Raw genomic sequence first — 12520 nt, forward strand, 5'->3', positions numbered from 1 at the left:
AGCGCGAGGGCGGGGAGGTTGGGATGCGGAAACTCAGCCGATGTCGCGCTTCAGAACGACATAGAGGTAATCGGGCGACTTGTAGCGGCTGGGCAGACAGGTATGCAATTGCTCGAGGCGACTCCAGCAGACGGTGCGTTTGATCATTTCAATCGCCTTGCCCTCCTTGAGCAGCAGGCGCATGGCCTTGCAATAGAGGGAATAATTGGCTTCCAGCTCCCCGATGGTGAGAGTCTGAGACACTCCTGTGAGGGGCTTGACGCTGGTCATAGGCCTCCGTGCAACCCAGAGGGTTGAGTGCGGTCATCGACCACCCTACGGGTTGATCGTGGCACCGGGGCGCTTCGGCAACAGTCGCTACCGAGGCCACGGGACAATCGCAACACACGAGGGCGCCCTCCCATCAGGGCACCGAGGCCGTGACTGGCGTCCTGTGCTCGAGCACCGCCAGCTCGGTCTCACCGATGCGGCCCACAGCCCGCAGGGCCGCGGTGATGCGATCGATGTCCAGCACGGCATGGCAACGGACTCCAGCCGCATCAAGCCGCTCGCGGGCGCTGGAATCGGCGACACCGCCGTGGTCGATGAACACGACAACGTCGTCAACGATCAGACCCGAACTTTCAAGCTTGCCGATGCCTTCCAGCACACTACGGCCGGTGATCAGAATGTCGTCGACCACCAGCACACGATCACCGGGATCGAAATCCCCCTCGATCAAGCGGCGAGCTCCGTGGGCCTTCACTTCCTTGCGGGGATAAATCAGTGGTTTGTGCAGCTGCAGCGACAACCCAGTGGCCGTGGGCAGAGATCCATAGGGAATGCCGGCGATGCGATCAAACGGCAGCCCCTCGATGACCTCGGCATAGGCATGCAGAACCCGGTGAAAGAGATTGGGATCAGAGATGATCTGACGCAGGTCGATGTAGTAATTGAACACGGCCCCCGAAGCCTGCACGTACTCACCGAACAGCAGGCAACCGATATCAAAGAGATCCACGATCAACTCCTCCATCGGATCCACGGCCGCCTCGGGCTGCGGTAACCACAGCTGGCAGGAGCCATCACCGCCGATCGGTCGGGCTTCAAGGCAACGCAACCGCTGTTCCTCGATGCGGAGCTTGAGCTGCTCGGCCCGCGGGCCGATGTCGTCTTCCACCAGCAGGTTCTGGGGCAGCGGCAGCAGCAGGCCATCGGCCGCGGCGGTGAGGCCGGCCTGCAGCAGTGCCTCCAGGCGCTCCTCCTCCCCCCAGAGGCTGCGCAGGATCAGAAACCGCTCCGGCGCCTCCTGGCGCACCCGCGCCAGGATCTCCGGATCACTGGTGCCCACCTCCAGCAGCAACTGCTCCGGCGTCGCCCAGAGTTGGCACTCGCGCACGATGCGCAGATAGAGCGGATTGGTCTCGTCGGGATAGTGCTGCAGCACCCGCGCGGCGGCGTTGGAGCTGTGGCAGGTCACCACCACCGCCCGGGAGGGATGCAGCAGAAACGGGGCGGCGATGTCCTGACCGGCCAGGGGGGAGAGGGTCACGGCGTCGGCCCCCAGATCGCGGAACAGGTAATGCGCCAGGGCCGAGGAGGTGTTGAGATCGCCGTGCTTGGCGTCGATGATCAAGGGGATGCTGAGCGGCACGAGCTCACGCACCTCGCGCAGCAGCTCCAGGCCGATCGGACCGAGCGCCTGGTAGAAGCCGAGGCTGGGCTTGTAGGCGCAGACATGGGTGGAGGTGGCCTCGACCACCTCCTTGATCCAGTAGCGGGCCTGACTGAGGAAGGAGCGGCCCGCCATGCCACGGCGCTGCACCCAGTTCTGCAACATCTCCGGGTTGGGGTCCAGCCCGGTCACCAGCAGCGACTGGTTCTCGGCGATGGCTTCGGTGAGGGAAACGAAAAAGCCCACGCGCGGGGGGCGGCATGGATGGGTGCTAAGCCGGCCGCTCTGCAGCAGACACCTGCGTGACACAGGACTTATTGATCCGCACCTGGATGGCCCGGATCATCCAGCGGCAATCGCGTGGGCCAGAGGGGTCGCCAGACGCCACGGCAGGGTCTCGCCGGCATGGAAGGGCACCAGCTCGATCGCCCGGCCCGCCGCGTCATTGCGGTGGAGCTGCGCCGGAATCGGCTGGGGCACCCGCTCCAGAGTGATCGTGCCCTCGTTGAGGGGTAGGCCGTAGAAGCGGGGACCGAACACCGAGGCAAAGGCCTCGAACCGATCGAGCGCCTTCTCCTGATCAAACACCTGGGCGTAGCTCTCCAGGGCCCAGGGTGCGTTGAAGATGCCGGCGCAGCCGCAGGACGTTTCCTTGGCGGCGCGACCGTGGGGCGCCGAATCGGTTCCCAGGAAAAAGCGGGGGTCACCGGAGACGGCCGCGGCCCGCAGGGCGAGGCGATGGAGCTCCCGTTTGGCCACCGGCAGGCAGTAGAAATCCGGCCGCAGGCCACCGCTGAACATGGCGTTGCGGTTGATGTGCAGATGGTGCGGTGTGATCGTGGCCGCCAGATTGGCGGGCGTCCCGCGCACGAAATCCACCGCATCCGCGGTGGTGATGTGTTCCAGCACCACCTTCAGAGCGGGATGGCGCTGCAACAGCGGCTGCAGATGGCGCTCGATGAAGACCGCCTCGCGATCAAAGATGTCGATCGAGGCCTCGGTGACCTCGCCATGGATCAGCAGGGGCATGCCGATCCGCTCCATGGTCTCCAGCACCGGCGCGATCGCCGCGGGATCGGTGACTCCCGCCGCCGAATTCGTGGTGGCGTGGGCCGGATAGAGCTTGCAGGCCGTGAACACACCGTCGGCGAAGCCGGCCGCAATCTCTGCCGGATCGATCGTGTCGGTGAGGTAGGCGGTGAGCAGCGGCGTGAACGTGCATCCATCCGGAAGGGCCGCCTGGATGCGTTCGCGGTAGGCCCGGGCCGCCGCCACCGTGGTGATCGGCGGCCGCAGGTTGGGCATCACGATCGCCCGGGCGAACTGCCGCGCCGTGTCGGACACCACGGCCTGCAACATGGCGCCGTCGCGCAGATGCACATGCCAGTCGTCGGGCTGACGGATCGTGAGGCGCTCGACAGCCATGGGCAACGGCAGAACAGGGACAAGCCAGGATTGACCCTAGGCAGCGGCCACCGCCCTGCCCGATCCAGGCGGCTGAAACACCCCCGGGCCGCCACATTGGAGCCAGCGGCACCGGCAAGGTGACCTACCGGGAGGCGAACGCCCTGATCACGGCCCTGCGGCGCCCAGCGGCCTACGACCATCCCGTGGGCCGGATCGTCCTGCTGGAGACCCACATCTCCTGGGTGCTGCTCAGCGGGCCGTACGCCTACAAGGTCAAGAAACCGGTGAGCTTCGGCTTCGTCGATTTCTCCACCCTGGAGCTCCGCCGCCAGTTCTGCGCCGAGGAGCTTCGGCTCAACCAACGGCTCGCGCCCGATCTCTACCTGGACGTGGTGCCGATTCTCGGCCCGGTGGGGCAGGCCCGCTTCGGCCCGCCCGAGGCCCTGATGGGGCCAAGCGACGCTCCCCTCGAAGACGAGCTCGACGCGATGATCGATGTGGCCGTGCGGATGCGCCAGTTCGATCAGGACGACCTGCTGCCGGCCGCCCTGAAACGGGGTGCCATCAATGGCGGGATGATCGATCGGCTGGCCCACGATCTGGCCTGCTTTCAGGCCCGGGCCGCCATCGCCGCTCCGTCAGGCCCCTACGGCAGCTTCGAGGCGGTGGTGGCGCCGGCGGACGCCAACATCGCGGCGCTGATGGCGGTGGAGGTCCTGATCCCCCGATTGCGGCCCCTGCAGGACTGGAGCCGCACCACCCTGGCCGCCCTGGCGCCGCTGCTGCCCGCCCGCCGCCAGGCGGAGCGGATCCGTGAAGGCCACGGCGATCTGCACCTCGGCAACATGGCCCTGCTGGGCGGGCGGATCACCGTGTTCGACGCCCTCGAGTTCAACCCTGCCCTGCGTTGGATCGACGTGATCAGCGATCTGGCCTTCCTGGTGATGGATCTGCACCAGAGCGGCCATGCGGGCCTGGGCTGGCGGCTGCTCAACCGCTGGCTGGAGAGCAGCGGCGACTACGAAGGCCTGCGGCTCTGGCGCTGGTATGAGGCCTACCGCGCCCTGGTGCGGGCCAAGGTGGCGGTGCTGCGCGCCACGCAGCAGGGCCTGCCCCCCCTTGGAGACCCGTCCACAGCGGCCAGCGTGGAGCGCTATCTGGCGTTGGCGGAGGGATTGATGCGGCCGACTCCGCAGGCACTGGTGCTCACCCACGGGGTGTCGGGATCCGGCAAATCCCACCACAGCCTGCAGGTCTGCGAACGGCTGGGGGCGATCCGCATCCGTTCCGACGTGGAACGCAAGCGGCTGGCGGGCCTGTGGGGAGAGCCCCGCCAGCGGCACCCCCAGGCCAGCGGCCCCCTGTACGGAGCCGCCATGTCTGACCTGCTGTTCGAGCAGCGCCTGCCACAGCTGGCCGAAGCGGTGCTGGCTGGTGGGTTCACACCGATCGTGGATGCCACCTTCCTGCGGCGACGTCAGCGGCAGGCCTGGGCGGAGCGGGCGCGGCGCTGGGGCGTGCCCCTGGTGATCCTGGAGTTCAGCGCCCCTGCCGAGCTGGTGCTGCAACGGATCGCCGAGCGAGGCCGCCGGGGGGACGATCCCTCCGACGCCGACGCGGCGGTGGTACGGCAGCAGTGGCACACGCTCGAACCGCTGGATTCCGGGGAGAGGTCCCAGGCTGTGCAGGTCGATGCAACGGCCGACCCGGAATGCACCACCGCCGCCTTGAGGCAACGCCTCAGGGTCTGAAGCGACCGGCAGCGCCTCCGGACATCACGCCGGCGGGCATCACGCCTCAGGCCAGCCCAGTTCAGGCCAGCACCGCGATGCAATCGATCTCCACCCGCGCGTCCTTGGGCAGGGCCGCAACTTGCACGCAGGCCCGCGCCGGGGAGATGCCGGCGCCGAACACCTCGGCGTAGAGGGCGTTGACGCGGGCGAAATCCCCCAGATCCACCAGGAAGACCGTGGTGCGCACCACCTGCTGGGGCGTGCAGCCGGCGGCGGCCAGCACCGCCTGCAGGTTGGCCAGCACCTGCCGGGTCTCGGCTTCCACGTCGCCGTCACCCACCATGGCGCCGGTGGCCGGATCGAGGGCGATCTGGCCGGAGCAATAGAGCACACCGCCCGCCTTCACAGCCTGGTTGTAGGGACCCACCGGGGCCGGTGCGTCGCTGGTGATCACGGCTTCCAGCTGCGGGGCACCACTGGGGGAGGACGCGCTCATGGCCCGGGGACCGTTGGGAGAAGATGACGGCTGAGACTATGGCCCTTCCCGGCCCCGGCCCCATCGCCAGCGACCTCGACTCCCTGATGCCTCCCGATCTGCCGCGGCGCCAGCACGTGCGGATCGAGGGGCTCTGGCACCGCTATCCCGGCACCGACCCCGAAGCCTGGACCCTGCGAGGCATCGATCTCAGCCTGGCCCAGGGTGAGCTGGTGGGCCTGCTGGGCCCCTCCGGCTGCGGCAAGACCACCCTGCTGCGGCTGATCGCCGGCTTCGAGCACCCCAGCCGCGGCAGCGTGGCGATCGACGGCCGGGTGGTGGCGGGGCCGAACCGCTGGCTGGAACCGGAGCGCCGTGGCGTCGGCATGGTGTTCCAGGACTATGCCCTGTTCCCCCATCTCGATGCCTGGCGTAATGCCTGCTTCGGCTTGCGGCGCGGCCAGGACAGCAGCCGAGCGGCCTGGCTGCTGGAACTGCTCGGGCTCAAGGGGCTGGAGGAGCGGTATCCCCACGAGCTCTCGGGAGGCCAGCGCCAGCGCCTGGCCCTGGCCCGTGCCCTGGCGCCAGGGCCCTCAGTGGTGCTGCTGGACGAACCCTTCTCCAACCTGGACGTGGAGGTGCGCCTGCGGCTGCGCAGCGAACTGCCGGCGGTGCTCAGCCGCTGCGGCGCCAGTGGCCTGATCGTGACCCACGACCCGGAAGAGGCCCTGGCGATCTGTGATCGGGTGGCGGTGCTGCGCAACGGCAACCTCGATCAGTGCGCCAGCCCGCGGGATCTGGTGCAGCGGCCTGCCACACCCTTCGTGGGCCGCTTTGTGCTGCAGGGCAACCTGGTGCCGGCCCGGCGGCAGGGCGACCATCTCGACACGGCCCTGGGCCGGCTGGCTCCCCTCGACGGCCAGCATCTCCAGCCCTCCCAGGGCGAGGTGCTCGAAGCCCTGATCAGCCCGGAGGCGATCAGCCTCGAAGCCGATGGGGAGGGTGACGCCTGGGTGATGGGCCGCGAGTTCCTGGGCCGCGACTGGCTGTATCAGGTGCAGCAGGGCTCGGGTGCGGCGGCGGTGCAGCTGCGGCTGCGGCTGCCCCTGGAGCAGGAACATCCCCGCGGGCAACGCTGCCGCCTGCGCCTGCGCCGCGGTGAAGCGGCCCTGTTGTTCCCGGAGCGGCAGGCACTGGTGGCGCTCTGAGCAGCGCCTGCCAGCCCCCTCAGCCGCGCCAGTGATCCTTGCGGCCGCGGCGCTCGCCCAGCTGCTCGGCCGTGGTGGCCCGAACCATCAGGTTGGTGGCCCGCTCCAGCGCGATCGTGCTGGGAATGGTGGGGATCCCGTGGCGGCGGTCGTTCTGCACCTGGGCGAGCCGGGCGGCGATCGCCGCATCGCCGGGCTGCTCGGCCGCGGCCCAGCGCAGGTTGTCTTCGGTGTATTCGTGGGCGCACCAGACCCGGGTGGCGGCAGGCAGGGCCGCCAGGCTCTGGAGGGAGGCATGCATCTGGGCTGGTGTGCCCTCGAACAGTCGCCCGCAGCCGCCGGCAAACAGGGTGTCACCGCAGAACAGGTGGCCGCCGACCGGATCGCCCTGCTCTTCCTTCGGCAGGTGAAAGGCGAGATGGCAGCGGGTGTGACCGGGAACCTCCAGCACCTGAACCGTTGTTCCCAGCAGCTCGAAGCGGTCGCCACCGCGCACGCCGCGGGTCTGGAAGGGAATCCGGGACCGATCCGCGGCGGAAGCAATCACGGCCGCCTGCGGCCAGCGCCGCAGCAACGCCGGTGTGCCTCCGATGTGATCGCTGTGATGGTGGGTCTGGAGCACCGCCACCAGCTCCAGCCCCTGGCCCTCCAGGGCGGCAATCACCGGCTCGGCCACGGCCGGATCCACCACCACCGCCTCGTTGCCACGGCGCAGCAGAAACACGTAGTTGTCCTGCAGCACCGGCAGCAGCGAAACCTCCAGAGCAGGCGCTGGAAGGCGCGGTGGGGTCTCCAGTCCCGGCGTGGTCGGTCCCATCGTTAAAGTCCGGCTGCGGCTCGGTCCCATGATCACCGCTGCATGATCTGCGCCGCAGCGCTGGCTGCGCGCCCCCCGCCGAGCCCGCCATGATCACCGTCGCCCTGGCCAAAGGAGCTCTGCTCAAGCATTCGGTGCGGCGCTTCGCAGCGGCCGGTCTCGATTTTTCGTCGTTGCTCGATCCCGACAACCGCCAGCTGATGGTGGCGAGCAGCTGTTGCCGCGCCCGCGCCCTGTTGGTGCGCAATGGCGATGTGCCGGTGTATGTGGCCTACGGCCAGGCCCAGCTGGGTGTGGTGGGGTACGACGTGCTGCGCGAGCACCAACTGCCGGTGGCCCAGCTGGTGGATCTCGGCTTCGGCGGCTGCCGCATGGCAGTGGCGGTCAAAGCCGCGAGCGGCTACACCCGGGCGGCGGATCTGCCGGCCCACTGCCGCATCGCCAGCAAGTTCACCCGGTGCGCGGAAGACTTCTTCGCAGCCCTGGATCTGCCGGTGGAGGTGATCCACCTCACCGGATCGGTGGAGCTGGGGCCGATCACCGGAATCTCCGAGGCGATCGTCGATCTGGTGGCCACCGGCCGCACCCTGCAGGACAACGGTCTGGTGGCGATCGAAGATCTGTTCCACAGCACCGCCCGTCTGATCGGCCATCCCCTCGCCCTGCGGCTTGATGGCGGCGAGCTCCAGACCCTGATCGACCGGATCGCCAGCGTGGGACAACCCGCCAGCCGGTCGCCGCAGCCGGCCCTGGCGCAGGCCGGCTGATGGCCAGCCTCGATCGCCAGCGTCTGCTTCGTCTGATTCCCTACCTGGGCCGGGATCGGCGCCGACTGCTGCTCACCCTGCTGCTGCTGATCCCCCTGGCCCTGTCGGCCGCCGTGCAACCTCTGCTGGTGGGCCAGGCGATCGCCGTTCTGCGGGGCGAACCAACCATGGCCTGGCTGCAGGGCCAGCCGGTCCCCGCTGCCCTGCGGTGGCTCGTGCTGCTGCTGCTGGCGGCGGTGGCGGTGCGGCTCTCCCTGCAGAGCGCCCAGAGCTACAACGTGCAGGCGATCGGCCAGCGGCTCACGGCCCGCATCCGTGACGATCTCTTCCGTCACGCCCTGGCCCTGTCGCTGCGGTTCCACGACAGAACGCCGGTGGGCAAGCTGCTGACCCGGCTGACCAGCGACGTCGATGCCCTGGCGGAGGTGTTCGGCAGCGGTGCCTTCGGGGTGCTGGCCGATCTGGTGACGCTGCTGGTGATCGCGATCACGATGATCTCGATCGAATGGCGCCTCGGCCTGCTGCTGCTGCTCAGCCAGGTGCCCGTAACCCTGGGCATCCTCTGGCTGCAGGGCCGCTACCGCACGGCCAACTACCGGGTGCGGGAGGAGCTGGGCCAGCTCAACGCCGATCTGCAGGAAAACATGCAGGGGCTGGAGGTGGTGCAGATGTTCCGCCGCGAGGCCTACAACAGCGCCCGCTTCGCCCGCACCACCGACGCCTACCGCAAGGCCGTGACCGGCACGATCCTGTTCGACAGCTCGATCTCCGCCTTCATCGAATGGGTGGCCCTCTCCGCCGTGGCGGTGGTGCTGGCGCTGGGGGGCTGGATGGTGACCAGCGGCAGCATGGGCCTGGGGGTGCTCACCACCTTCATCCTGTTCTCTCAGCGGCTGTTCGATCCCCTGCGCCAGCTGGCCGAGCGCTTCACCCAGATTCAGGGTGGCCTCACGGCCGTTGAGCGGATCGGTGAGTTGCTGGAGCAACCGATCGAGATCGGCGACCTCCCGGAGGAGCAACGCAGTGCCGCCGCCATCCGGAGCGGCGCCCTGCGGGCCAGTGCCGGCGAGGTCGTATTCGAGAACGTCTCCTTCGCCTACCGCAGCGACGACCCGATCCTCGAGGATCTCAGCTTCCGGATCGCCCCCGGTGAGCATGTGGCCCTTGTGGGACCCACCGGCTCCGGCAAGTCGACCGTGATTCGCCTGCTCTGCCGCCTCTATGAGCCCCAGCGAGGCCGCATCCTGCTCGACGGCATCGACATCCGTCAGCTGCCCATCCCCACCTTGCGCCAGCGGCTTGGGGTCGTGCTGCAGGACACCTTCCTGTTCAGCGGCAACGTGGCCGACAATCTCCGGCTCGATGCTGCCATCGACAACGCCCGACTCAAACAGCTCTGCCACGACCTGGGTCTCGATCCGCTGCTGCGTCGCCTGCCGGATGGTCTCCAGACCGAGCTGCGCGAGCGGGGCGCCAATCTCTCCTCGGGCGAGCGCCAGCTGCTGGCGGTGGCTCGGGTGGCGATTCGCGATCCGTCCGTGCTGGTGATGGATGAAGCCACCGCCTTCCTCGACCCCTCCACCGAGGCCACCCTGCAGCGGGACCTGGAATCGCTGTTGCAGGAGCGCACGGCCATTGTGATCGCCCACCGCCTGGCCACGGTCGAGGCAGCCGATCGCATCCTGGTGCTGCGCAAGGGCCGGCTGATCGAGCAGGGCAACCACCGCGATCTTCGGGAAGCCGGTGGCCTCTACGCCCAGCTGGCCGACCTCCAGGAGAAAGGGCTGGCCAGGCTCTGAGCTTCGGCCTTCAGTGGCGCCCCACAGGCTCGGGGCTTGGGGCGATCGGATCGCTGGCCAGCTCAGGGGTTGCGAAGCCGATTCCTTCCTCCTCCAACCAGCTGCGGATCAGAGCCGCCAGCTCAACCGGCCGCTGCCGCATCGGCAGATGGCCCGCCCCCGTCATCTCCTCAAACCGGTGATGGCGGGTGTATCCAGCTAAATGGCGCACATAGCGCGGTGCCATCACGCCGTCGTTGCTGCCGCTGATCCAGAGGCTGGGAACCACCAGCTCGGCGGTCAGCGCCGGCAGTTGCCGCACCGCCGCACGGCTGGTGCTGCAGGCCAGCAGGCCACGGGCCGCCCGCGCATCCGCCAGCAGTGGCGCCGCAATCGAGGCGGTGCCGGGCAGCCGCCCCAGCCAACGGGGGCGGAGGGTCACAAACGCGCAGCCGGCGCGGCGCACGAGGGCAAAGGGGCGCGGCTGATAGACCCCACCCCCTGCGGCAATCTGCACCAGACCAGCCAGCCTGGCCCCGAGCCACGGGGCGGCATGGAGGGCGACGCTGCCCCCCAGGGAGTGGCCGATCAGCACCACCTGCCGGCCGGCGGCCCGTTCCGTGGCGGCATCCGCGAGCCAGCGGCCATAGCTGGCCAGGCTGGGCTGCAGACCGCGGGGCCGCACGGCGTGCCCGAAACCCGGCAGATCGGGGCACCAGAGTTCCCAGGACCGTCCCAGTTCCTCAACCAGGGGCTGCCAGAGCCGGCCCGAGAGCAGCCAGCCATGAACCGCCACCAGCAGCGGTGGGGCCGTACGGGCGACAGGAGGGAGGCTCAGGGTGCCAACGGCCGCAACTCGCCCCACCCTCGCGCAGGAGCCCCCATCAGGCGCGGGGATGGGGCAGGATCGTCCGATTGCTTAGCTCAGGGTGCTGCTGGAAGAGCTCTACGGCGCGACCCATCGTCTCTGCCCCACCCCCAATCCACAGGTGCACCTGGTGCTGAGTCAGGAGCGGCCGATCGATCTGATCGAACTGGAGCAGCTCTGTGATGCGGTGGGCTGGAACCGCCGGCCCCTGCGACGGGTGCGCAAGGCCCTGCAGCACAGCCTGCTGCGGGTCAGTCTCTGGCGCCATGATCCCCGCGTTCCGCGCCTGGTCGGTTTCGCACGCTGCACCGGCGACGGCGTGATCGAGGCCACGGTCTGGGACGTGGCCGTGCATCCGCTCTACCAGGGAGCAGGCCTGGGCAAACAGCTGATGGTCTACGTGATCGATCAGCTCCAGGCCATGGGGGTGGAGCGGGTCAGCCTGTTCGCTGACCCCGGCGTGGTGGGCTTTTATCAGAGCCAGGGCTGGGAGCTGGAGCCCCTGAGCCGCCGCTGTGCCTTCTGGTACTCCCCCTGATCCGGGGCTGAGGCGACTCCAGACGTTGCCCCGGATCAGCTCTTGCGGGGCAGTTCGGCCGGCCGGATGGTGAGATCGAGGGAGCGATCCCCTCGCCGCACCCGCAGAGCCAGGGGCTGGCCGACACGGCCCTGATCCACCGCCAGCTGCACATCCGAGGGGTTCTTCATGGCCTTCTCACCCACCCGTTCGATCAGATCGCAGGGCTTGAGGCCAGCGGCGGCGGCGGGACTGCCGTCAATCACGTCCACCACCACCACGGCGTTCACTTCAGGCAGGCGGCACTGGTTCGTGGTGGCATTGATCTCCCGCGCCAGCTGGGGCGTGAGCGCCTGCAGACGTACCCCGATGTAGGGATGGCTGGCGTAGCCCCGTTCCAGGATCTGGGCGGCGATCTGGCGCGCCACATTGATCGGGATCGCGAAACTCAGGCCCGCCCCCGGCGCCTGCCGGATGGCGGTGTTGATCCCGATCACCTGACCGCGGTCGTTGATCAGCGGTCCACCGCTGTTGCCCGGATTCACCGCCGCATCGGTCTGGATGTAGGGCACCCGCTGACCCTCCCCCACGGCGTTGGTGCGCTGGATGGCGCTGATGATCCCGGCGGTCACGGTGTTGTCGAGGCCGAGGGGGTTGCCGATGGCGATGGCCCACTCCCCTGGCCGCACCTTGGCGGAATCCCCCAGGGGGGCCACCGGCAGCTTGGAGGCCACCACCTTCACCACCGCCACGTCGGTGAGCGGATCACTGCCCAGCACCTTGCCATTGAAGCTGCGGCCATCCGGCAGGGTGACGCTCACCTCGGCGGCCCCCTCGACCACATGGGCATTGGTGAGCAGCACCCCATCGGAGCGGGTGATGAACCCCGAGCCCTGCCCCTGCTGCTGCTGGATCGAGGGACCCCGTCCGAACAGCCCGCCCAGGGGATTGATCACCTGCTTGGTGGTGTCGATCCGCACCACCGATGGACCCACCTTGTCCACCGCGTCGACAATGACGTTGCGGCCGGGCTGCAGCGAGGTCGCCGGTGCGGCATCACTGATCCTTGGCTCCGGCGGCGCGGGTTTGGCGCCGGGCATCCGGATGTTGGGCAGGAAATTGCCCTGGCAGCCCCCCAGAACCACCAAAAGGCTGGCGGGCAGGGCCAGGAGCGGCAGGTGCCGCAAGGCGAAGGGGGTACGGCGAGGGAGCATCACGCGCGGCCTGAACGATTCATTTAAGACCGACCGCCCCCCAGGAGCTGCGTATATTCAGCACCCGCGAGGTGACGCAACG

At 68.8% G+C, this 12520-nt stretch carries 12 protein-coding genes; 5 read left to right on the forward strand and 7 right to left on the reverse strand.

Annotation, left to right across the window (positions count from 1 at the left end):
• Positions 1 to 33: 33 nt before the first annotated feature.
• The 3 genes from H8F24_RS18845 to pyrC all read right to left on the reverse strand — a co-directional run bounded on the left by H8F24_RS18845 (position 34) and on the right by pyrC (position 3079).
• On the reverse strand, positions 34 to 270 hold the full coding sequence (locus tag H8F24_RS18845) for a DUF3136 domain-containing protein (protein WP_197156567.1): 237 nt from the start codon (positions 268 to 270) through the stop codon (positions 34 to 36).
• A gap of 133 nt (positions 271 to 403) precedes the next feature.
• A complete protein-coding gene (locus H8F24_RS18850) occupies positions 404 to 1900 on the reverse strand; it encodes a bifunctional orotidine-5'-phosphate decarboxylase/orotate phosphoribosyltransferase (protein WP_197170502.1) in 1497 nt (498 codons plus the stop codon).
• Between the two features lie 96 nt (positions 1901 to 1996).
• On the reverse strand, positions 1997 to 3079 hold the full coding sequence (pyrC, locus tag H8F24_RS18855; RefSeq protein ID WP_197156569.1) for a dihydroorotase: 1083 nt from the start codon (positions 3077 to 3079) through the stop codon (positions 1997 to 1999).
• A gap of 119 nt (positions 3080 to 3198) precedes the next feature.
• Here pyrC and H8F24_RS18860 point away from each other — a divergent pair, with 119 nt between their 5' ends.
• Complete coding sequence (locus tag H8F24_RS18860) at positions 3199 to 4812, forward strand: bifunctional aminoglycoside phosphotransferase/ATP-binding protein (protein ID WP_197156570.1); 1614 nt, start codon at positions 3199 to 3201, stop codon at positions 4810 to 4812.
• 61 nt (positions 4813 to 4873) lie between these two features.
• Here the strand turns inward: H8F24_RS18860 and H8F24_RS18865 are convergent, their stop codons facing one another.
• Positions 4874 to 5290 (reverse strand): Rid family detoxifying hydrolase, encoded by a 417-nt coding sequence (locus H8F24_RS18865; protein WP_197156571.1) that lies wholly within the window; start codon positions 5288 to 5290, stop codon positions 4874 to 4876.
• An 86-nt stretch (positions 5291 to 5376) separates the two neighbouring features.
• Here H8F24_RS18865 and H8F24_RS18870 point away from each other — a divergent pair, with 86 nt between their 5' ends.
• Positions 5377 to 6477 (forward strand): ABC transporter ATP-binding protein, encoded by a 1101-nt coding sequence (locus H8F24_RS18870; protein WP_231598340.1) that lies wholly within the window; start codon positions 5377 to 5379, stop codon positions 6475 to 6477.
• A 19-nt stretch (positions 6478 to 6496) separates the two neighbouring features.
• On the opposite strand, the gene gloB is transcribed toward H8F24_RS18870, so the two are convergent.
• Positions 6497 to 7294, reverse strand: coding sequence for a hydroxyacylglutathione hydrolase (gloB, locus tag H8F24_RS18875; RefSeq protein WP_197170503.1), 798 nt, complete (start codon positions 7292 to 7294; stop codon positions 6497 to 6499).
• An 89-nt stretch (positions 7295 to 7383) separates the two neighbouring features.
• Between gloB and hisG the strand changes: the two genes are divergently transcribed.
• Positions 7384 to 8061: an ATP phosphoribosyltransferase gene (gene hisG, locus H8F24_RS18880; RefSeq protein ID WP_197170504.1), complete on the forward strand. Its 678-nt coding sequence runs from the start codon at positions 7384 to 7386 to the stop codon at positions 8059 to 8061.
• Entirely contained in the window at positions 8061 to 9860 is a 1800-nt protein-coding gene (locus tag H8F24_RS18885) for an ABC transporter ATP-binding protein (protein WP_197156574.1), read from the forward strand. The genes hisG and H8F24_RS18885 overlap by 1 nt, the downstream gene beginning before the upstream one ends.
• A gap of 10 nt (positions 9861 to 9870) precedes the next feature.
• Here H8F24_RS18885 and H8F24_RS18890 read toward each other — a convergent pair whose 3' ends face one another.
• A complete protein-coding gene (locus H8F24_RS18890) occupies positions 9871 to 10635 on the reverse strand; it encodes an alpha/beta fold hydrolase (protein ID WP_370594775.1) in 765 nt (254 codons plus the stop codon).
• Between the two features lie 133 nt (positions 10636 to 10768).
• Here H8F24_RS18890 and H8F24_RS18895 point away from each other — a divergent pair, with 133 nt between their 5' ends.
• The gene (locus H8F24_RS18895) at positions 10769 to 11245 is read left to right on the forward strand and encodes a GNAT family N-acetyltransferase (RefSeq protein WP_197156575.1); all 477 of its coding nucleotides are present in this window, start codon (positions 10769 to 10771) and stop codon (positions 11243 to 11245) included.
• Positions 11246 to 11280: 35 nt separating this feature from the next.
• Here H8F24_RS18895 and H8F24_RS18900 read toward each other — a convergent pair whose 3' ends face one another.
• Positions 11281 to 12438 (reverse strand): trypsin-like peptidase domain-containing protein, encoded by a 1158-nt coding sequence (locus tag H8F24_RS18900; protein WP_197156577.1) that lies wholly within the window; start codon positions 12436 to 12438, stop codon positions 11281 to 11283.
• Between the last annotated feature and the right edge of the window lie 82 nt (positions 12439 to 12520).

Source organism: Synechococcus sp. CBW1002 (assembly GCF_015840915.1).
Taxonomy (GTDB): Bacteria; Cyanobacteriota; Cyanobacteriia; order PCC-6307; family Cyanobiaceae; genus CBW1002.